We start from the raw sequence: 19,957 nt of genomic DNA on the forward strand, positions 1-19,957 counted from the left end.
GCCCGCCTCCGGCGCAAACTGCTTACTTGAGCATCCGGTCGGCCTTGGCCGGCAGGAAGGCCGAGGTGAACAGGTCGGCAGCGGCCGGCACCTTGGCCAGGCCGTAGGCTTCGGCGGTTTCGGCGAGCGAGCGCTGCATGCGCTCGGCAGTCACGGCACCGAGGCCATTCGCCTTAACTTCCGGGGTGATGACGCTGGATTCAAGCGCCAGCTTGAGACGACGCGTTTCCAGATCGACGTTGATCAGCGGATCGCGTTCCTTGACGTAGGCCATGCTCGCCACCGGGTTGGCGATGGTTTCCTTGAGCGCCTTGTTGAAGGCGCGCAGCACGCCGGCGACGGCCTTGGGGTTCTCGGCCATCAGCTTCGGGCTGGCGATGATGGCGTTGCCGTAGAGTTCGACGCCGAAATCCGGGTACTTCAGGGCGACGATGTCTTCCGTCTTGACGCCGCGCGCCTCGAGATTGAGCAGGCTGGTGAAGTAGAAGCCGGTGATGCCATCGACGTCGCCACGCGCCAGCAGGGTTTCGCGCAGCGCCGGTTCGACGGTCTGCCATTTCACCGCATCGACCGCCAGCTTGTTGGACTTGGCAAAGGCCGGCCAGGCCTTGCGGCCGGCATCAAAGATCGGCGCCGCCAGCGTCTTGCCGGCGAGGTCGGCCGGCTTGGTGATGCCCGACTTCTTGAGCACGAAGACGGCCGCCGGCGTTGCGTTGTACACCATGTAGACGGCCTGGATCTTCGAGTTCGGCGTCTTGGCGTCGTATTCGACCAGGGCGTTGAAGTCGGCAAAGCCCATGTCGTAGACGCCGGTCGCGACGCGCGTCACCGCACCGGCCGAACCGGCACCGGAGTCGATTTCGACATCGAGACCTTCGGCCGCGAAATAACCCTTGGCCTTGGCCAGCAGGAAGGGCGCTGACGGGCCTTCGAAACGCCAGTCGAGCGTGAACTTCAGCTTGGTCGGCGTATCGGCGAGCACCGGGCTGGCGAGGAAGGCCATGCTGGCAGCGAGAAAGAGACGACGGCAGACATTAAAGGGGACAGACATTGGATTACTCCTGAACAAGTTAAGTGAGCCTGTTTCAGCAATTGCCATGCCACCAAATAAGTCATTGAATTTACAAGACTAAATAATTCACAGAAGATTTACGCCCAAGGATGCAGCGGGATTCGCTGGCCAATTGGCATTTTTGCCAAAAAATCTGCATTAAATCGGTGCGCGCGTTCCACAAATGCCCTGTTCAGGTGCATTTTATTTGCATATTTACTATCAAATAATCCCTCTATATTCAATGAGATATAAGAGGTGCTTTATATCGATTCTCTGATACTGGATATACCGTGAAAAAGCGGTCCGGCCTGATAAATTTTGCCCATCGGTTCAATGCAGCTGCGCAGCATCAGCCGCTCCGACTAAATCAAATTTATCAATACAGGAGGTTCAATCATGTTTACCCGCAAATCCACGCTCATCGGCCTGGCCCTGATGGCGGCCGGTCTGACTGCCCAGGCTGCCGACTGGAGCGATACCTCGATCGGCTATCGCTACGGCACCAAGTTTGCCGAGCCGTTCAACACCAGTGATATCTCCAAGAACATCTTCAACTTGAGCCACGCCAGCGGCTACAAGTACGGCAGCAACTTCTTCAATGCCGACATGCTGATGTCGGACAAGAACGATTCGCCGAACCGCAATACCGAAGCCCATGAACTCTACATCGTCTATCGCCACACCCTGGATTTCGGCAAGATCCTGAACAAGGATCTGGCGGTCGGCCCGATCCGCGGCTTTGGTTTCACCGCCGGGTTCGATTACAACAACAAGAGCGGCGATAGCTATCAGTCGAAGAAGCGCATGCTCGTCGCCGGCCCGACGGTGATGCTGGATGTCCCGGGCTTCCTCAACGTCAGCCTGCTGCAACTGTGGGAAAGCAATGCCCCGGCCACCCACCCGGACCGCTACAGCTACGATCCGCATCCGATGCTGAACCTGGCCTGGGGCATCCCGATCGGTTCGTTACCGCTCTCCTTCACCGGCTACGCCAACTTCATCGCCGCCAAAGGCAAGAACGAATTCGGCGGCGCCACCAAGCCGGAAACCAATATCGACCTCGCCGTGATGTACGACTTCAGCAGCCTGGTCGGCGCCGGCAAGAATACTTTCAAGGCCGGCCTTGGCTATCAGTACTGGAAGAACAAGTTCGGCAACGACCACAACGCTGCCGCCGGCGATGGCGCCTTCGCCAAGACCCCGATGATCCGGGCCGAATACCACTTCTAAGTTGTCAGTACCGAGCGTCGCAGCGGCGCGGCAAGCTTCGGCTGCCGCGCCTTTTTCATTTTCCGCAGGGCGCCGCCGGCGATTGGCGAAAGCGACTTGCAGGTAAAATCCCCAGCCATGAAATCCAGTATCGATCCCAGCGCCCTTTCGCTGCTTGGCAAGGCCACCGAATATCGCAGCGACTATGCACCGGAGCTGCTTTTTCCGATCCCCCGCGCGTTCAAGCGGGCCGAAATCGGCATTGACGCGGCCGCCCTGCCTTTCGTCGGCGAAGACCTGTGGAATGCCTATGAAGTCTCCTGGCTGAACCCGAAAGGCAAGCCGGTCGTCGCGCTGGCCACCTTCCGGGTGCCGGCCGACAGTCCGAACCTGATCGAGTCGAAGTCCTTCAAGCTCTACCTGAATTCATTCAACCAGACCACGTTTGCCGACGCCGCAGCAGTCGAGGCAACGCTGCGATGCGACCTTTCGGCCGCCGCCGGGGCGGCAATCGGCGCCGAAGTCGAGGCGCTGGGCAGCCGTCCGCAAGTCACGGTGGCCTATCCGGCTGGTGTGCTGCTCGACGATCTCGATATCGCGTGCACCACCTACCAGCCGGCGCCGGAATTGCTGACAGCGGCCGACGGCGAGATCGTCGAGGAAACGCTGTACTCGCATCTGCTGAAGTCGAACTGCCTGGTCACCGGCCAGCCCGACTGGGCGATGGTCGTCATCCGTTATCGCGGCCGGCCGATCGAGCGAACCGGCCTGCTGCGCTACATCGTGTCCTTCCGCGGCCACAACGAATTTCACGAACAGTGCGTCGAACGGATCTATTGCGACATCACCCGCCAGTGCGCCCCCGAGGCGCTGGCCGTCTATGCCCGCTATACCCGGCGCGGCGGGCTGGACATCAATCCCTTCCGCAGCAGCGGCGAATTTTCGCCGCCGGACAATACGCGGGAAGTCAGGCAGTAAAGGCGGGGCAAGCGGCAACCCGCCGGGGCGGCTCAGCCGAGCCGAAACCCCATCACGTTACTCAAGTTATGCAGTTTCGGCTGACTATCCAGCCAGTCGCGGGCATCGGTAACGGTGGGCAGTACTTCAACTTGAAACGAGGTCATCTCGCCGGAGACCAGATTGGCCTTCAGGCGCCCGACCAAGTCTTCCTCTGTCGTCACATAGACGATGCGACAATTGGGATTGCTGGCGTATGCCCCGTAATTGATGGCGGCCAGATGAGTCAGAACTTGTTCGGAAAGTTCATGGCCGGTAATTTCCGAAAGATCATTGATGATGTAATGAATCTCGTCGAAGCGGGAATCCCTCTGGGTTTGCTCAACCGACTGGATGAACTGTCTGGCCGTGAGAAAACCTGAAAACCGCTTGTGGACACCTTCAGGTTCCCAAACAAGGTCGTAAGGCATGGTTCATCTTTCTCCACATGGTCAAGCTGTGATGCCAAGCGTTATTGCATCAATGCAGCATGGGAATGGTAACCGCAAATTTTCTGCTTTGCATTTAATAAATACCCTATGTTCATAACGCGCTCAAGGCTGCCAACTTCGCGATCCGGACTTCGTTTTGCGTCGACAGCGCGGCTGGTCGAGAAGTTCAACCCCCCGCCAACCGGCCGCACCTGCGTCGGGTACGGCCGGATTATTTCGCCTGCGTATAGTTGCGTATTCCCGGCGCCGTCTGCCTAACCGATAATCCCGCCATGACTTCCCGCCTTCCGCTCACTTCGCCCGCCTGGCATGCCGAGTTGCACCTGGGGTTCGTCCGCATCGACGAACGTACGGTGCTGCGCGAAAACCGCCACTTCGGCCCGCTGCGCGTGCAGAAGGCGCTGTACCCGGAAGGCGAAGCGGTCTGCCAGGTCATCTTGTTGCACCCGCCGTCCGGCATCGCCGGCGGCGACCAACTCCGCATTTCCGCCGAAATCGGCGCTGGCGCTGATGCCCAGCTAACCACGCCCGGCGCCGGCAAGTGGTATCGCTCGGGCGGACCGGAGGCAGCGCAACGCCTTGCTTTTACCGTCGCTGAAAGGGCCACGCTGGAATGGCTGCCGCAGGAAACCATCGTCTTCGATGGGGCCAGGGCACGGATGGAGACCCGCGTTCAGCTCGCTGCCGACAGCCGCTATATCGGCTGGGACATTCTCTGCCTGGGTCGGGCCGCAGCAGGCGAGCGTTTCGAGAACGGTCGTTTCGACCTGTTTTACCGGATCGACCGCGAAGAAAAACCGATCTGGATCGAGCGCGGCGGTTTTTCCGGCCACGACGCCATGCTCGGCAGCCCGGCCGGCTGGGCCGGCGCCACCGTCTGCGGCACGCTGCTCGCCGCTTTTCCGCAGACACCGGAACTGCTGGCGGCCTGCCGCAAAATTGCCCCGAACGACCAAGCCAGCCATGCCTTGACCACCCTGCCCGGCCTGCTCGTTGCCCGCTATCTCGGCGACAGCAGCGAGGCGGCCCGGCTGTGGTTCGCCCGGCTATGGGAAATCCTGCGCCCGGCCTGCACCGGTCGCCCGGCCGTCCCCCCCCGAATCTGGAATACCTGAGGAAACTTCATGGAACTCACTCCCCGCGAAAAAGACAAGCTGCTGATCTTCACCGCCGGCCTGCTCGCCGAACGGCGCAAGGCGCGCGGCCTGAAGCTGAACTACCCGGAAGCCGTGGCGCTGATTACCTGCGCCATCATGGAAGGCGCCCGCGATGGCAGGACCGTCGCCGAACTGATGCACGCCGGCACCCAGGTGCTGAGCCGGGCCGAGGTGATGGACGGGATCGCCGAGCTGATCCCGGAAATCCAGGTCGAAGCGACCCTCCCCGACGGCACCAAGCTGGTCACCGTACATAACCCCATTGTTTAGTCGCGAGTCGTTAGTTGTTAGTCGCTAGCAAATAGTGACGGTGACCAACAGCTAGCGACTAACAACTACCTACTAGGAACTAAGCCATGATTCCCGGAGAACTTCTCGCCGAACCCGGCGAACTCGAACTCAATGCCGGCCGTCCGACGATCACGTTGAGCGTCGCCAATACCGGCGACCGGCCGATCCAGGTCGGCTCGCACTACCACTTCTACGAAACCAATACGGCCCTGAGCTTTGCGCGTGAATCCGCCCGCGGCTACCGCCTCGACATCGCCGCCGGCACCGCCGTGCGCTTCGAGCCGGGCCAGACGCGCACCGTGCAACTGGTCGCCCTGGTCGGTGAGCGCAAGGTTTACGGTTTCCGCGGCTTGGTACAAGGAGCACTCTGATGGCCAATAAAATCTCCCGTCAGGCTTATGCCGAAATGTTCGGCCCGACCACCGGCGACCGCCTGCGCCTGGCCGACACCGGATTGATCATCGAGGTCGAGCACGACTACACGACCTACGGCGAGGAAGTGAAATTCGGCGGCGGCAAGGTGATCCGCGACGGCATGGGCCAGAGCCAGCGCGTCTCGGCCGAAACCGCCGACACCGTGATCACCAACGCGCTGATCGTCGATGCCGTAACCGGCATCGTCAAGGCCGACATCGGCTTGAAGGACGGCCGCATCGCTGCCATCGGCAAGGCCGGCAATCCGGATATCCAGCCCGGCGTGACCATCGTCATTGGCCCGGGCACCGAAGTCATTGCCGGCGAAGGCATGATCGTCACCGCCGGCGGCATCGACAGCCACATCCATTTTATCTGCCCGCAGCAGATCGACGAGGCGCTCTATTCCGGCGTCACCACCATGATCGGCGGCGGCACCGGCCCCGCCACCGGCACCTTTGCCACGACCTGCACGCCGGGCCCGTGGCATATCCACCGCATGCTGGAAGCGGCCGACGCTTTCCCGATGAACCTCGGTTTCCTCGGCAAAGGCAACGCCAGCCTGCCGGAGGCCCTGCGCGAGCAGGTCGAGGCCGGCGCCATGGGCTTGAAGCTGCACGAGGACTGGGGCACGACGCCGGCCGCCATCGACTGCTGCCTGACGGTGGCCGACGAGATGGACGTGCAGGTGGCCATCCACTCCGACACGCTCAACGAATCCGGCTTCGTCGAAGCGACGCTGGGTGCCTTCAAGGGCCGCACCATCCACACCTTCCATACCGAAGGTGCGGGCGGCGGCCACGCCCCGGACATCATCAAGGCGTCTGGGCTGCCCAATGTCCTGCCCAGCTCGACCAACCCGACCATGCCCTACACGGTGAACACCATCGACGAGCATCTCGACATGCTGATGGTTTGCCACCACCTCGATCCGAGTATTGCCGAGGACATCGCCTTCGCGGAGAGCCGCATCCGCCGCGAAACCATCGCCGCCGAGGACATCCTTCACGATCTCGGCGCCTTCTCGATGATGTCTTCTGACTCGCAGGCCATGGGCCGGGTCGGCGAAGTCATCATCCGCACCTGGCAGGCGGCGCACAAAATGAAGCTGCAACGCGGCGCCCTGCCCGAGGACAGCGCCCGCAACGACAATTTCCGCGTCAAGCGCTACATCGCCAAGTACACCATCAATCCGGCGCTGACGCACGGCATCGCGCACACCGTCGGCTCCATCGAAGTCGGCAAGCTGGCCGATCTCGTGCTGTGGAAGCCGGCCTTCTTCGGTGTAAAACCGTCGCTGATTTTGAAGGGTGGCATGATCGCCGCAGCCGCGATGGGCGATCCCAACGCCTCGATCCCGACGCCGCAGCCGGTGCATTACCGGCCGATGTTCGGCAGCTTCGGCAAGGCACTGAAAACTTCCGTCACCTTCGTTTCGCAGGCGGCGCTCAACAACCCAGCCGTCGCCGCGCTCGGCCTGAGCAAGCCGCTGGTCGCCGTTTCCGGCACGCGCACTCTGCGGAAATCCGACATGGTGCATAACGGCGCCACGCCGGTCATCGACGTCGATCCGGAAACCTACGCGGTGCGCGCCGATGGCGAACTGCTGGTCTGCGAAGCGGCAACCGAGCTGCCGCTGGCCCAACGTTACTTCCTGTTCTGACATGCTGATCCTCAACCAACGCACCCAACAGCCCGCCACCGACTCGCTAGCCCTCGCCTACGACGAACGCAAGCGCAGCCGCCTCAAGGTCACGCTGGCTTCCGGTGCCGAGGCCGGCATCTTCCTCGAACGCGGCGATCACCTGCACGGCGGCGACAAGCTGCTTGCCGAAGACGGCAGCGCCATCGTCGAAATCCTCGCCGCCCCCGAAAAACTGATCGAGGCCGTTGCCGACTCACCGCTGCTCTTCGGCCGCGCCGCCTACCACCTCGGCAATCGCCACGTGCCGGTGCAGATCTTGCCCGGCGACAACGGCGGCCGATTGCGCTTCCAGACCGACCACGTGCTGGCCGAGATGGTGCGCGGCTTGGGCTGTACGGTCAGCGAAACGAATGCCCCTTTCCAGCCGGAATCGGGGGCCTATGGTGCGCATGGCGGTCACCATCACGACAACGAAGACGCGCATGAGCACGCGCCCGACCTGCACGATCCCGGCCACGGCCCGCATCGCTCCGTGCCGAAAATTCATCAGTTCAAGCCACGCTAAACGGAAAATTTACCGACATGCCCTACGTCAACGTTCAAATCACCAAGGGTGCCACCCGGGCACAAAAGACTGAAATCGTTCGAGATATCACCGACTCGCTGGCCCGCGTGCTGGGCAAGAAACCGGAGCACACGCACATCGTCATCCAGGAAATCGACGAAGAGAATTGGGGCTTCGCCGGGATGCTCACTGACGACTGGAAAAAGCAGCAAGCGACCGGATGAATCCAGCTTCGTCAATGCTGCAACTCGTCCGCCTGCTGCAACTGGCCAGCCCGGCGCTGCCGGTCGGCGCCTATACCTATTCGCAAGGGCTGGAGTGGGCCGTCGAATCCGGCGTGATCGGCGACGAAGCGAGTGCCGGCCGGTGGATCGCCGACCTGATGCAGCACGGCATCGGCCGCTACGAGGCGCCGCTGGTGGCGGTGCTGATGGCGGCGTGGACGGCCGGCGACACGGAAGAAATCAGCCGCCTCAACGAGGAATTCCTGGCCAGTCGCGAGTCGGCCGAACTGCGCGCCGAAACGGCCCAGATGGGCTTTTCGCTGAACCGGCTGGTGCGCGATTTGCGCGACCCGGCGCTGGTGTTGGTCGACAGCACCCTGGCGAAATTGCCGGAAATCGCCTTCCCTACTGGCTGGTCCGGTATCGCCGCCCACTGGCAGATCGATCCGCCAGCGGCCGTCACGGCCTATCTATGGTCGTGGGCGGAAAATCAGGTGATGGCCGCACTGAAAGCCGTGCCCCTTGGCCAGGCCTCGGGGCAACGCCTGCTCGCCCAACTCGGCAGCGAGATCCCCGCCATCGCGCGCCAGGCCTTGAAACTGCCGGAAACCGAATGGTCCAATTTCACGCCGGCGTTCGCCATCGCTTGCGCCCGTCACGAAACCCAATATTCTCGTCTCTTCAGATCGTAAAACCATGAACAAACAAGCCCTGCGCGTCGGTATCGGCGGCCCTGTCGGTTCCGGCAAGACCGCCCTGACCCTGGCCCTGTGCCAGGCCCTGCGCGAAAGCATCGATATGGCCGTCGTCACCAACGACATCTATACCGCCGAGGACGCCAAGTTCCTGGTCAATCATTCGGCCCTCGCACCGGAGCGGATCATCGGCGTCGAAACCGGCGGTTGCCCGCACACGGCGATCCGCGAGGATGCTTCGATCAATCTCGAAGCGATCGACCGTCTGCAACGCGCCTTTCCCGACGTCGAACTGATCCTTGTCGAATCCGGCGGCGACAACCTGGCCGCCACCTTCTCGCCGGAGCTATCCGACCTGACCCTCTACGTGATCGACGTCGCGGCCGGTGAGAAAATCCCGCGCAAAGGCGGCCCTGGCATTACCAAGTCGGACTTGCTGATCATCAACAAGATCGACCTCGCGCCGATGGTCGGCGCCTCGCTCGAAGTGATGGCGCACGATGCCAAGGCCCAGCGCGGCGCGCGGCCCTTTGTCTTTACCAATCTGAAAACCGGCGACGGGCTGGATACAGTGATCGCCTTCATCCGCGAACGCGGCATGCTCGGCCGCTAAGAGCGGAACAGGCGAAGGCCGAGCTTGCGGCACTCTTCCAGCACCAGCACGCTGGAGGCGATGGCCAGCGCCAAGGCCCAGTCGTTCAGGGCAAGCGACACGGTATCGAAAACGGCTTGCGCCGCCGCCCAGTGCACGACCAGAACCTGCAACAGCAGCATCGTGGCCAGCGCCAGCCACAGCTTGCCGTTGGTAAAGAACTGGCTGTTGAAGGCGCTGCGCCGCTCGGCACGGGCATTGAAAATATTGAAGAACTGGAACAGCACAAAGGTCGTGAAAGCCAGCGTCATGGCATAGGGCGCGCCCCCGACCTGCTGCCCCCAGGCGTAGGCGCCAAGGGTGCCGGCGGCCATGGTCAGGCCGCTCAGGGCGATCTTGAGCAGCCGCCCGCCGGGCAGAATGACCGCATCGGCAGCCCGCGGCTTGCTCTCCATGATCCCGTCGCGCGGCGGTTCGAGACCGAGGCTCATGGCCGGCGGCCCGTCCATGATGATATTGACCCAGAGGATCTGGATGGCGGTAAACGGCGTCGGAAAACCGAACAGCGGCGCGCCGAGCACGGTGAGGATGGCGCCGATATTGGTGGACAGCTGGAAGCGGACGAACTTGACGATGTTGTCGTAGATCGTCCGCCCCTCCTTCACTGCGCCAACGATGCTGGCGAAGTTGTCGTCGGTCAGCACCATGGTCGCCGCCTCCTTGGTCACCTCGGTGCCGGTGATCCCCATGGCAATGCCGATATCGGCCGTTTTCAGGGCCGGCGCATCATTGACCCCGTCGCCGGTCATCGCCACGACGTGGCCGCGGGCCTGCAGGGCATCGACGATGCGCATCTTGTGCTCCGGTGCGACGCGGGCGAAGACCGCGGTTCTTTCGACCATGTCGCGCAACTGCTCGGCATCCAGACCTTCCAGATCGGTGCCGGCGTGCACCTCGCCGTCCAGGCCGAGTTCGCGGGCGATGCTGGCCGCCGTGACCAAGTGGTCGCCGGTGATCATCTTGACCGCAATGCCGGCCGTCTGGCAGAGCTGGATCGCCTGCCGCACCTCGGGCCGCGCCGGGTCGATGATACCGACCAAACCGATCAGCGTCAGGTCGTCGGCCCAGGCCATCAGGTCGCCGGCTGGATCGAATTGAGCGGCGGGAATGCTGCGCCCGGCCACCGCCAGCACCCGCATCGCCGCCTCGGCAAAGCGGGTGTTTTCGGCCGTAAAAATGGCCCGCCCGGTCGCATCGAGGGGCGCCTCGCCAGCCGCTCCAAACTGCCGGCTGGCCCGCCCGAGCAGGACATCCGGCGCGCCCTTCAGCCACATCCGAACGACGTCGCCTTCGCGATGAAAGGTCGCCATGAACTTGTGCGCCGAATCGAACGGAATCTCGGCAATGCGCGGATGCTCGCCGATCAACACTTGCGGCTCGACGCCGCCCTTGAGGGCCAGGGCGAGTAGCGCCCCCTCGGTTGGATCGCCGATCAGGGCGCCTGCATCGACCCGCGCATCGGCGCACAGGGCGGCCGGCACCAACAGCGGCATGAAATCCGGCAGCGGAACACTGTCATCGCCAACGATCTCGCCTTCGCCGGCGTAGCCCTCGCCGCTCACCGTAAAAAACCGGCCGGCGAAAAATAGCTGGCGCGCCGTCATCTGGTTGAGGGTCAGCGTCCCGGTCTTGTCCGAACAGATCACCGTCGTACAACCCAGCGTTTCAACGGCGGCCAGTTTTTTCACGATGGCGTGCCGCCCGGCCATCCGGTTCATGCCGAGGGCCAGCGTAACCGTGACGACTGCCGGCAAGCCTTCGGGAATCGCCGCCACGGCAAGGGCAATGGCGGTCATCGCGGTCTGCAATAGATCGTCGCCGCGCCACAGGCCGAGCGCAAAAATCAGCCCGACGACGAGGCCGGCAATGGCGGCCAGCCGCTTGCCCAGTTGATCGAGCTGAATTTGCAGCGGCGTCGCCGATTCAGCCGTTTCGGCCAGCAGACCGGCCAGATGGCCCATTTCAGTGTGCATGCCGGTAGCGACAACCAGTGCCTCAAGGCGGCCATGGGTCACCACGGTATTCATGTAAACCATGTTGCTGCGCTCGGCCAGAATGGCGCTTTCGGCCACCGCTGCGGGCATCTTGGCCACCGGGTGGGATTCGCCGGTGAGCGCCGCCTCGGCGACTTCAGCCGCATGGGCGACGAGAATGCGGGCATCGGCCGGAATACGGTCACCCGCTTCCAGCAACAGCACATCACCGGGCACCAGATCGACTGCCGGGACCTCGTTTGCCAAGCCGTCGCGACGCACCCGGGCAATCGGCGCCAGCATGCCCTTCAAGGCCGACAGTGCAGCCTCGGCCCGATGCTCCTGAAGAAACCCCATCAGCGCATTGATCAGCACCACGATGCCGATCACCACCGCATCCTCGATCTCGCCCACCACACCCGCGAGAACCGCGGCCGCCAGCAGGACCAGAATGAGAAAGCTGCGGAACTGATCGAGAAACTTCAACCAGGCCGGGCGCGGCGGCTTCTCGGCGAGCTGGTTCGGACCATGCTCGGCACGACGGGCCAGCGCCGCATCGCCACTCAAGCCGCTGGCCGGATCGACATCCAGGTGACCGGCAACCGCCTCGGGCGTTGCGGCATGGCAGTTGATGACGAGAGATGAGTCGGGCATAGGTTCAACTTTTACTAGAACCAGCCTCGCCCGGCAAGCTTCGTCGCTCGCCGGAACGGGGATCATCGACGCTGCGCCGGCGATCGCGCCGCTCGGCGAGACAATCTCGTTCAGCGCTTTTCAGAAAGCTTCGGGATGAGAAAGGCATCCCGAATCTTAGCCTTGCCAACAGTGGGTTTTGTGTGTGCCAGCGAACCGATGGCACGACAAAAGGCGGCGAAAAGACTAGAGCGACGCCCAGGCCGGATCGGGCAACTCGGCGAACCCCTGGCGCAGATGTTCGCCCCACTGCTTGCTGATTTGCCCGTAGTAAGCGCTGTCCCGGGTGATATTGACATGGCGCTTGATCTTCAGCCCATCGCGTTCATAGATCACCAGATCGAGCGGGAGATCGACCGAAAGGTTGGAGCGGATGGTCGAGTCCATCGAAATCAGGGCGCATTTGGCCGCCTCGTCGAGCGAAGTTTTGGGGCTGATAACCCGGTCGATGATCGGTTTGCCGTATTTCGATTCGCCGATCTGGAAATACGGCGTCTCGCGCGTCGCCTCGATGAAATTGCCCGCTGCGTAGATCTGGAAGACCCGCTGTTCCTCACCCTTGATCTGCCCGCCGAGAATCAGCGACGAAGTGAAGTCGACACCGAATTTCTCGAGCGCCTCCGCGTCGCGGCCATGCACCTCGCGCAGACAATCGCCGATGTGCTTGGCGGCCTCGAACATGTTCTTGACCTTGTTGAGATTGGCGCCGCGTGACGAGGCCATCTTCTCGCGCAGGGTGTTGACCACCGACTGGCTGATCGACAGGTTGCCGGAGGTCATCAGGACCAGCACCCGCTCGCCGACTTTCTCGAAGACGTGCATCTTGCGGAAGGTGTTGATGTGATCGACCCCGGCATTGGTCCGCGAATCGGAGAGAAAAACCAGCCCGGCGTCGAGACGCATGGCAACGCAATAAGTCATCCGGTATCCCTTAAGCGGCTTCGGCCATCGGCACCAGGAAATCCTTGCTGATGCCATCGCCCAGCAGGTAGATGCGGTCCATGAAGTCGGTCAGCCATTGGTGCAGGCCGTGCGCCAGAATATCCTCGATCCGCCCGTAATGCAGTTGGGCGTGCAGCAGGCCGGCCTGCCGCTGGGTTTCGCCGGACTGGCTGTTGGCGATCAGTTCGAGGTTCTTGATGACACCGTTCATGCAGAAATGCAGCGAGCGCGGCATGTCGTTGCGCAGGATCAACAGCTCGGCCACCCGTTCCGGCGTGATCACATCGCGATACACCTTGCGATAGACCTCGAAGGCCGAAACCGAACGCAGCAAGGCCCCCCACTGGTAGAAGTCGGTCGCCCCTTCGTCCCCTTGCGGGCGCAGCACGTGGTATTTGACATCGAGAATGCGCGCCGTGTTGTCGGCCCGTTCGAGCAGCGTGCCGAGACGAATGAAATGGTAGGCCTTGTCCTGGAGCAGCGTGCCGATCGTCACCCCGCGCGTCAGCGAAGAACGCATCTTGACCCACTCGAAGAACTCGCCGACACCGGCGTTGGAAATTTGCTCGAAGCTCTTTTCGCGCGCTTCCAGCCAGGTCGAATTCAGTGTTTCCCACATTTCCGAGGTGATCGTCCCGCGCACGGCATGGCCATTCTCCCGCGCCAGGCGCAGACAGCTGTGAATGGACGCGTAATTGTCATGGTCGCTGACCATGAAACGCAGCACATTTTCAGCGTTTACCTCAGAGTACTTCTTGGCATAGGCCTCTTCCAGACTGTTCAACGCGATGATCGCATTCCAGTTCTGATTGGCGGCTTCCAGCGATTGCGGCACGAGGGACATTTGCCAGGTCACATCGAGCAGACGGGCGATGTTTTCGGCCCGCTCGACATAGCGGGACATCCAGAAAAGGTGGTCGGCGGTACGCGATAGCATTTTTTATCTCCCTTATCAGTCTTCGAGGACCCAGGTGTCCTTGGTGCCGCCGCCCTGCGACGAGTTGACCACCAGCGAACCCTTGGTCAGTGCGACGCGGGTCAGGCCGCCCGGCACCATGTTCACGCACTTGCCCGAGGACAGCACGAAGGGGCGCAAATCGAGGTGACGCGGTGCGATGCCTTCCTCGACAAAAGTCGGGCAGTTGGAGAGCGCCAGCGTCGGCTGGGCAATGTAGCCATCCGGCTTGGCGAGCAGCAACTGGCGGAAATGCTCGATCTGTTCCCGGGTCGACGCCGGACCGACCAGCATGCCGTAGCCGCCCGCCCCGTGCACCTCCTTGACGACCAGTTCCGGCAGATGCGCCAGCACATAGGCCAAATCGTCCGGCTTGCGGCACATGTAGGTCGGCACATTGTTGAGGATCGGCTCTTCGCCGAGATAGAAGCGGATCATCTCCGGCACGTAGGGGTAGATCGACTTGTCGTCGGCGACGCCGGTACCGATCGCGTTGGACAGCGTCACGTTGCCGGCCTGGTAGGCTTTCAGGATGCCGGGCACGCCAAGCGCCGAATCCGGGCGGAAGGCCAGCGGGTCCATGAAATCGTCGTCGATGCGGCGATAGATCACATCGACGCGTTGCGGGCCCTGCGTCGTCCGCATGTAAACCACTTCGTCCTTGACGAAAAGATCGCGGCCCTCGACCAGTTCGACCCCCATCTGCTGGGCCAGGAAGGTATGTTCGAAATAGGCGCTGTTGTAGGCGCCCGGCGTCAGCACGACAACCGTCGGATCGCTGACTCCCTTCGGCGCGACGGCGCGCAGCTTTTCCAGCAGCATGTCCGGATAATGCTGGACCGGCGCCACCTTGTGCTTGGCAAACAACTCCGGGAACAGGCGCATCATCATCTTGCGGTCTTCCAGCATGTACGACACGCCGGAGGGCACCCGCAAATTGTCTTCCAGCACATAGCATTCGCCGGCACCGGCGCGCACGATATCGACGCCGGCAATGTGCGCGTAAATCTGGCCCGGCAGATCGACGCCCTGCATCACTGCGCGATACTGGGTATTGTTGAGCACCTGTTCGGCCGGAATCTTGCCGGCCTTGAGGATTTCCTGGTCGTGGTACACGTCGTGCAGGAACATGTTCAACGCCTTGACGCGCTGGCGCAGGCCGCCCTGCATCGACTTCCATTCAGCCGACGGGATGATGCGCGGAATGATGTCGAACGGAATCAAGCGCTCCTTGCCCGCCTCCTCGCCATAAACCGCAAACGTGATGCCCACCCGATGAAAAGCCAGATCGGCCTCGGCCCGTTTGCGGGCGATACGCTCCGGCGGCGTCGCCTTGAGCCATTCATCGTAACCCTGATAATGAGCGCGGACGCCGCCGCTGGCGTCATTCATTTCGTTATAGAAGTTCATTTTGGACTCGTCGCTGAGGATGCTCTCGGTACAATTTCAGCAGGTTCCGTGCCACGGATTAAAAATGCTTCAAATCAGTGAATTACATTTTCATGAAGCAAGGCCACGCCCCAATACGGTGCGGCTTATTTCAAACTGGTGCAAATAAAAAACCCACCGGATCGCTCCGGTGGGTTTCTCTATAACGACTGACGCGGAGTGATCAGGCGCGTTCGAAGATGACAGCGATACCTTGACCACCACCGATACACATCGTGACCAGGGCGTACTTGCCACCGATGCGTTCCAGTTCGTACAGCGCCTTGGTGGCGATGAAGGCACCGGAACAGCCAACCGGGTGACCGAGGGCGATGGCGCCACCGTTCGGGTTGGTCTTGGCCGGGTCGAGACCGAGCACCTTGGAAACCGACAATGCCTGGGCAGCGAAAGCTTCATTGGATTCGATGACGTCCATCTGGTCCAGCGTCAGGCCAGCCTTCTTCAGAGCCAGCTTGGTCGCCGGGATCGGACCTTCGCCCATCACGTCGTTCGGCACGCCGGCAACAGCGTAGGAAGCGATGCGGGCCATGGCCTTGTAACCGGCCTTGGCAGCGACGTCAGCGGCAGCCAGCACCATGAAGGCGGCACCATCATTGATACCGGAAGCGTTACCGGCCGTGACGGTACCATCCTTCTTGAAGGCCGGCTTCATCTTGGCCAGGCTTTCCAGCGTGGTACCGGCCTTGACGTATTCATCGGTGTCAAACACCACTTCGCCCTTGCGGGTCTGTTTGACGATCGGGAAAATCTGCGACTTGAAGTGACCGGCAGCAATGGCGGCGGCAGCACGACGCTGGGATTCGACCGCGAAGGCATCCTGAGCTTCACGGGTGATGCCGTGCTTGGTCGCCAGGTTTTCCGCGGTGATACCCATGTGGCCAACGCCAAACGGATCGGTCAGCACGGCAACCATCGAGTCGATCGCCTTGGTGTCACCCATACGGGCACCGGAACGAAGTGCCGGCAACAGGTAGGCTGCCTTGGACATGACTTCGACACCGCCGCCGATACCGTAATCGGCATCACCCAGCATCAGGTTCTGAGCGGTAGTCACGATGCCTTGCAGGCCGGAAGCACACAGGCGGCTGACCTGCATGGCGACGGAGTCCATCGACAGACCGGCCTGGATCGATGCCACGCGGGAAACGTAGGCATAACGCGAATCGGTCGGCATCGTGGTGCCGACGGTAACGTAGTTGATGGCCAGGGGATCGACACCGGAGCGAGCAATCGCTTCCTTCATCACCACACCGGCGAGTTCGGTGCTTTCAAAATCGGCCAGGGCACCACCAAAAGAACCGATAGCGGAACGAACTGCGCTTAGAACGACGACGTCTCTGCTCATGAAAACCTCCTGATAAGTATCATTCAACCCGCCAGACTGGCGAGCCCCAACAAAAACAGCAACAAGATCCACAGTATCGTTGCGCGCCAGACCAGGCCCACAGCGCTCTGCATGAAATCCACATCGGCCGGGTCGCCCAGGCCGAGCTCCCCGCGATCCGAGACTTCCGCGCCATCGACGACCGGTCGCCCGAGCTGGACACCAAGCGCCCCCGCGCCACTGGCGAGGACAATGCCCATATCGCGATCCGGCCACTGGGCCGGTTGGGTACGCCAGCAATACACGGCATCCTCGAAATCGCCAACGATGGCAAATGCCGAAGCGGTTGCCCGCAGGGGCAGCCAATCGATGATACCGAAAACCTGCCGGGCGAACAGCGAAAAATCATTTGACTCCGCCCCGATGATTTCGTGCCAGCGCTCGCGGACAACTGCCGCCATCCGGTACAGCACGGCGCCACACGGGCCAGGCAAAATGACAAACCAGAGCAGCACGGCGAAGACATGCCGATGCGAAGCCGCCAACGCCCCCTCGATCGAAAGCCTGGCAATATCTTCCGATCCCAGATCGACGGTAGACCGCCCCTGCCATTCAGCGAGCAATTGGCGAGCTCGCTCAAGATCACCCAACCGGAGAGCCAGCTGGATTTCGGTGTAGTGGTGACTGAACTGCCGGAAACCCATGGTCAGGTAGAGCGCGCAAACATTCAGCGCCCAGGCCAGGATCGGGCTGACGTAATAGAGCAGGCTGTAAAGCGCACCAACAAGCAAAACCGGCAGCAGCACCGCGAGACACCAGGCAGCGATGCCATGTCGATAACCACCGGCATTGAAGCGGGATTCGATGAAATCCGCCCATGCGCCAAGCGGCTCCGCTACGGCGCGACGATAGTTCAGGGGTTGCAGCTGCTCGATGAGAAAAACTGCGATCAGCGAGAGAAGGCTCATGTGGGGCCGAGAATTGCCGTATTCGGCTTATATTCTTGTACTAAAACGCCACAATACCACAAGCTCAAGCCGGATGGAGGCCAAGCCGTTCGGTCAGCGAGCGGATCATCCCGGCGGTGGCACCCCAGATAAAATAATCGCCATAGGGCATGGCAAAAAAATGCCGCATGGCACCTTGATGATGAATCGAATGCTGCTTGTGATTGGCCGGATCGAGCAGAAAAGCGAGGGGCACCTCGAACACTTCAGCCACTTCGAACGGATCGGGATGAATGTCAAAAGGTGGCGACACTAGGGCGACCACCGGCGTCACCCGGAACCCCGTTCCGGTACGATATTCAGGCAGAAAGCCGAGGATCTCGATCCGGTCGCGGGTCAAGCCGATTTCCTCCTCGGTCTCGCGCAGCGCCGTATCCATCGGCGACAGATCCTCGGGTTCGACCCGCCCGCCGGGAAAACTGATCTGGCCGGCATGATCCCTGAGATGGGCGGTGCGCTGCGTCAGCAACACGGTGTGCACGCCATCACGGAGAACAATCGGAAACAACACCGCCGCCGGGGTCAGCGCCAGCTGCTCGGCGCCATCCTCTTCAATGAAATGAGTCGCCAGAGGCTGCGGCAGCAGGCTGGCCTTCAGGCGCTCAAGATCAACATTCATGCCGCAGTGGAGTCTTCCTCGATTTCAGCATTGACCGCCGTCAACGCATCCTGCAAGGTCTCTTCCGACAGGTGATTGATCGAGGTCGCCACCATATCGGCAGCCTCGACCGCCCCCACCGGCAAACGCTTGCTGTCCAGACTGGCAATCAACGCCGTCGCTGCGCCAACCACGCGCAGGATGGCTTGCCGCTCAGTCATCAACATTTCAAGCTCGTCTCGCAATAGTACAATTTCCTCGTCGCGTTGGGGCATCTTCTCTCTCCTAGAATCGTTTTTTAAGTGTCATGGTACTGCCGTCGCGCTGCATTTCCATACGGTTTAGAAAGCTCATGCCGAGCAACGCAACGGGCATGTCAGTCTGGTGAATCAGGGCATCGATGTTGTGCAACGTAACATCGCCAATCCGCACGGTATCGAGCTTGACCTTGCTCACTTCTGCCTGGCCGTTGGCGGTCTGGCTCATGCCCTTCAGGCCGCGGTTGAAATCAAGGCCGATCCGGCGGGCATCGCTTGCCCCCAAGGAAATCATCGACGCCCCGGTATCGACCAGAAAGCGCACCGAAGCGCCATTGATATTGCCAGTGGTAACGAAGTGCCCACGGGCATCGGCAGTCATCACGATGGTGCCGGAGCCGTCGCCAACACTGGCACCGATGGCATGCTGACCAACGCGCAACGGGCGCTTCTTGCCGCCGACTTCAACGATGACCTGATCACCCTGAATGGAAACGACCTTCACCCCGTCGAGCGACTGGCCAACCATCACCGACTGAGGATCCCCACCATTGACCATCAGCATCGCCTTGCTGCCCATCACTCCGGCCAGCCCAACATCCTGCGCGGCGACCACCGGAGAAAACAGGTATAGCGCCAAGGCGAGGGGCGTAAAATAACCCGTCATTTTTCTGGCTGTTATCGTCACCATGCTACCTGTCGCCATCTTTCGCCACTCCCCCACTGAAGGTCCAGGCTATTTTGCCATATTCCTTGAACAGCACGGGATTCCATGGCGCCTGATCGCCATCGACGAAGGCGAAGCGGTGCCGGCCACAGCCGATGGTTACTCCGGCCTCTGCTTCATGGGCGGCCCGATGAGCGTCAATGATCCGCTGCCGTGGATCGAGCCGGTTTGCGCGCTGATTCGCGATGCCGTGGCCAAGGATGTGCCGGTTATCGGCCATTGCCTGGGTGGGCAATTGATCAGCAAGGCGCTGGGCGGCCGGATCACAAAAAACCCGGTCAAGGAAATCGGCTGGAGCGAAGCCGGCGGTGAAGACAGCGCCATCGCAAAACACTGGCTTGGCGCCGGCGCCGGAAAAACCGGCACCATCTTCCAGTGGCATGGCGAAACCTTCAGCATTCCGGCCGGCGCCACCCGCTTGTTCGCCAATCAGCAATGTGCCAACCAGATGTTCGTCCTCGGCCCGCACCTCGGCATGCAATGTCATGTCGAGATGACACCCGAAATGATCGCCACCTGGTGCGGCCAATGGGCCGACGAGGCAATCGCTGTCGCCGACCAGCCCAGCGTGCAACCCCCCGACGCAATGCTGCAGCAAATCGCGGAACACCTGCCGGTGATGCGTCAGTTGTCGGACCAGCTTTACTCGGTATGGATCAAGGGACTCGCCCGCTGAGC

The 19,957-nt window shown here is 61.6% G+C and carries 22 protein-coding genes; 11 read left to right on the forward strand and 11 right to left on the reverse strand.

Annotated features, from left to right (window positions below):
- Positions 1 to 22: 22 nt before the first annotated feature.
- The gene (locus tag ACLIKD_RS12510; protein WP_226440436.1) at positions 23 to 1,051 is read right to left on the reverse strand and encodes an ABC transporter substrate-binding protein; all 1,029 of its coding nucleotides are present in this window, start codon (positions 1,049 to 1,051) and stop codon (positions 23 to 25) included.
- A 399-nt stretch (positions 1,052 to 1,450) separates the two neighbouring features.
- Between ACLIKD_RS12510 and ACLIKD_RS12515 the strand changes: the two genes are divergently transcribed.
- Both ACLIKD_RS12515 and queF read left to right on the forward strand, forming a co-directional pair.
- The gene (locus ACLIKD_RS12515; RefSeq protein WP_428825330.1) at positions 1,451 to 2,284 is read left to right on the forward strand and encodes a hypothetical protein; all 834 of its coding nucleotides are present in this window, start codon (positions 1,451 to 1,453) and stop codon (positions 2,282 to 2,284) included.
- Positions 2,285 to 2,401: 117 nt separating this feature from the next.
- Complete coding sequence (gene queF / locus ACLIKD_RS12520) at positions 2,402 to 3,241, forward strand: NADPH-dependent 7-cyano-7-deazaguanine reductase QueF (protein ID WP_428825331.1); 840 nt, start codon at positions 2,402 to 2,404, stop codon at positions 3,239 to 3,241.
- Positions 3,242 to 3,273: 32 nt separating this feature from the next.
- Here queF and ACLIKD_RS12525 read toward each other — a convergent pair whose 3' ends face one another.
- Positions 3,274 to 3,690: a hypothetical protein gene (locus ACLIKD_RS12525; protein WP_428825332.1), complete on the reverse strand. Its 417-nt coding sequence runs from the start codon at positions 3,688 to 3,690 to the stop codon at positions 3,274 to 3,276.
- A 293-nt stretch (positions 3,691 to 3,983) separates the two neighbouring features.
- Between ACLIKD_RS12525 and ACLIKD_RS12530 the strand changes: the two genes are divergently transcribed.
- From ACLIKD_RS12530 to ureG, 8 genes are all read left to right on the forward strand, one after another.
- Entirely contained in the window at positions 3,984 to 4,826 is an 843-nt protein-coding gene (locus ACLIKD_RS12530; RefSeq protein ID WP_428825333.1) for an urease accessory protein UreD, read from the forward strand.
- A 9-nt stretch (positions 4,827 to 4,835) separates the two neighbouring features.
- Positions 4,836 to 5,138: an urease subunit gamma gene (ureA, locus tag ACLIKD_RS12535; protein WP_428825334.1), complete on the forward strand. Its 303-nt coding sequence runs from the start codon at positions 4,836 to 4,838 to the stop codon at positions 5,136 to 5,138.
- 86 nt (positions 5,139 to 5,224) lie between these two features.
- Positions 5,225 to 5,530 carry an urease subunit beta gene (locus ACLIKD_RS12540; RefSeq protein WP_428825335.1) on the forward strand — a complete coding sequence of 102 codons (306 nt, stop codon included), beginning with the start codon at positions 5,225 to 5,227 and terminating at the stop codon, positions 5,528 to 5,530.
- Positions 5,530 to 7,236 carry an urease subunit alpha gene (ureC, locus tag ACLIKD_RS12545; protein ID WP_428825336.1) on the forward strand — a complete coding sequence of 569 codons (1,707 nt, stop codon included), beginning with the start codon at positions 5,530 to 5,532 and terminating at the stop codon, positions 7,234 to 7,236. Before ACLIKD_RS12540 ends, ureC begins: the two co-directional genes overlap by 1 nt.
- A gap of 1 nt (position 7,237) precedes the next feature.
- Complete coding sequence (ureE, locus tag ACLIKD_RS12550) at positions 7,238 to 7,783, forward strand: urease accessory protein UreE (RefSeq protein WP_428825337.1); 546 nt, start codon at positions 7,238 to 7,240, stop codon at positions 7,781 to 7,783.
- A gap of 17 nt (positions 7,784 to 7,800) precedes the next feature.
- Positions 7,801 to 8,007: a tautomerase family protein gene (locus ACLIKD_RS12555; protein ID WP_428825338.1), complete on the forward strand. Its 207-nt coding sequence runs from the start codon at positions 7,801 to 7,803 to the stop codon at positions 8,005 to 8,007.
- A gap of 14 nt (positions 8,008 to 8,021) precedes the next feature.
- Positions 8,022 to 8,699: an urease accessory protein UreF gene (locus tag ACLIKD_RS12560; RefSeq protein ID WP_428825339.1), complete on the forward strand. Its 678-nt coding sequence runs from the start codon at positions 8,022 to 8,024 to the stop codon at positions 8,697 to 8,699.
- Positions 8,700 to 8,703: 4 nt separating this feature from the next.
- Positions 8,704 to 9,315: an urease accessory protein UreG gene (gene ureG, locus ACLIKD_RS12565; protein ID WP_226471259.1), complete on the forward strand. Its 612-nt coding sequence runs from the start codon at positions 8,704 to 8,706 to the stop codon at positions 9,313 to 9,315.
- On the opposite strand, the gene ACLIKD_RS12570 is transcribed toward ureG, so the two are convergent.
- The 9 genes from ACLIKD_RS12570 to ACLIKD_RS12610 all read right to left on the reverse strand — a co-directional run bounded on the left by ACLIKD_RS12570 (position 9,312) and on the right by ACLIKD_RS12610 (position 19,243).
- Positions 9,312 to 11,981 carry a cation-translocating P-type ATPase gene (locus ACLIKD_RS12570; protein ID WP_428825340.1) on the reverse strand — a complete coding sequence of 890 codons (2,670 nt, stop codon included), beginning with the start codon at positions 11,979 to 11,981 and terminating at the stop codon, positions 9,312 to 9,314. The genes ureG and ACLIKD_RS12570 overlap by 4 nt on opposite strands.
- A gap of 225 nt (positions 11,982 to 12,206) precedes the next feature.
- On the reverse strand, positions 12,207 to 12,941 hold the full coding sequence (locus ACLIKD_RS12575; protein ID WP_226416551.1) for a proteasome-type protease: 735 nt from the start codon (positions 12,939 to 12,941) through the stop codon (positions 12,207 to 12,209).
- A 10-nt stretch (positions 12,942 to 12,951) separates the two neighbouring features.
- Positions 12,952 to 13,899: an alpha-E domain-containing protein gene (locus tag ACLIKD_RS12580; protein WP_226416552.1), complete on the reverse strand. Its 948-nt coding sequence runs from the start codon at positions 13,897 to 13,899 to the stop codon at positions 12,952 to 12,954.
- Between the two features lie 15 nt (positions 13,900 to 13,914).
- Entirely contained in the window at positions 13,915 to 15,327 is a 1,413-nt protein-coding gene (locus ACLIKD_RS12585) for a circularly permuted type 2 ATP-grasp protein (protein WP_226416553.1), read from the reverse strand.
- A 202-nt stretch (positions 15,328 to 15,529) separates the two neighbouring features.
- Entirely contained in the window at positions 15,530 to 16,711 is a 1,182-nt protein-coding gene (locus ACLIKD_RS12590; protein ID WP_226416554.1) for an acetyl-CoA C-acyltransferase family protein, read from the reverse strand.
- A 23-nt stretch (positions 16,712 to 16,734) separates the two neighbouring features.
- Positions 16,735 to 17,658, reverse strand: coding sequence for a CobD/CbiB family protein (locus ACLIKD_RS12595; protein WP_428825341.1), 924 nt, complete (start codon positions 17,656 to 17,658; stop codon positions 16,735 to 16,737).
- A gap of 64 nt (positions 17,659 to 17,722) precedes the next feature.
- Positions 17,723 to 18,316, reverse strand: a complete 594-nt coding sequence (locus ACLIKD_RS12600) for a CoA pyrophosphatase (protein ID WP_226416556.1) — start codon at positions 18,314 to 18,316, stop codon at positions 17,723 to 17,725.
- Positions 18,313 to 18,570 carry a hypothetical protein gene (locus ACLIKD_RS12605; RefSeq protein ID WP_428825342.1) on the reverse strand — a complete coding sequence of 86 codons (258 nt, stop codon included), beginning with the start codon at positions 18,568 to 18,570 and terminating at the stop codon, positions 18,313 to 18,315. The genes ACLIKD_RS12600 and ACLIKD_RS12605 overlap by 4 nt, the downstream gene beginning before the upstream one ends.
- Positions 18,571 to 18,580: 10 nt before the next feature.
- Entirely contained in the window at positions 18,581 to 19,243 is a 663-nt protein-coding gene (locus ACLIKD_RS12610; RefSeq protein WP_428825343.1) for a retropepsin-like aspartic protease family protein, read from the reverse strand.
- On the opposite strand from ACLIKD_RS12610, the gene ACLIKD_RS12615 reads away from it, so the two are divergent.
- Positions 19,242 to 19,955, forward strand: a complete 714-nt coding sequence (locus ACLIKD_RS12615) for a type 1 glutamine amidotransferase (protein WP_428825344.1) — start codon at positions 19,242 to 19,244, stop codon at positions 19,953 to 19,955. The two genes, ACLIKD_RS12610 and ACLIKD_RS12615, sit on opposite strands and share 2 nt — an antisense overlap.
- Positions 19,956 to 19,957 lie beyond the last annotated feature (2 nt).

The sequence above is a fragment of the Azonexus sp. IMCC34842 genome (assembly GCF_050368855.1).
Classification (GTDB): domain Bacteria; phylum Pseudomonadota; class Gammaproteobacteria; order Burkholderiales; family Rhodocyclaceae; genus Azonexus; species Azonexus denitrificans_A.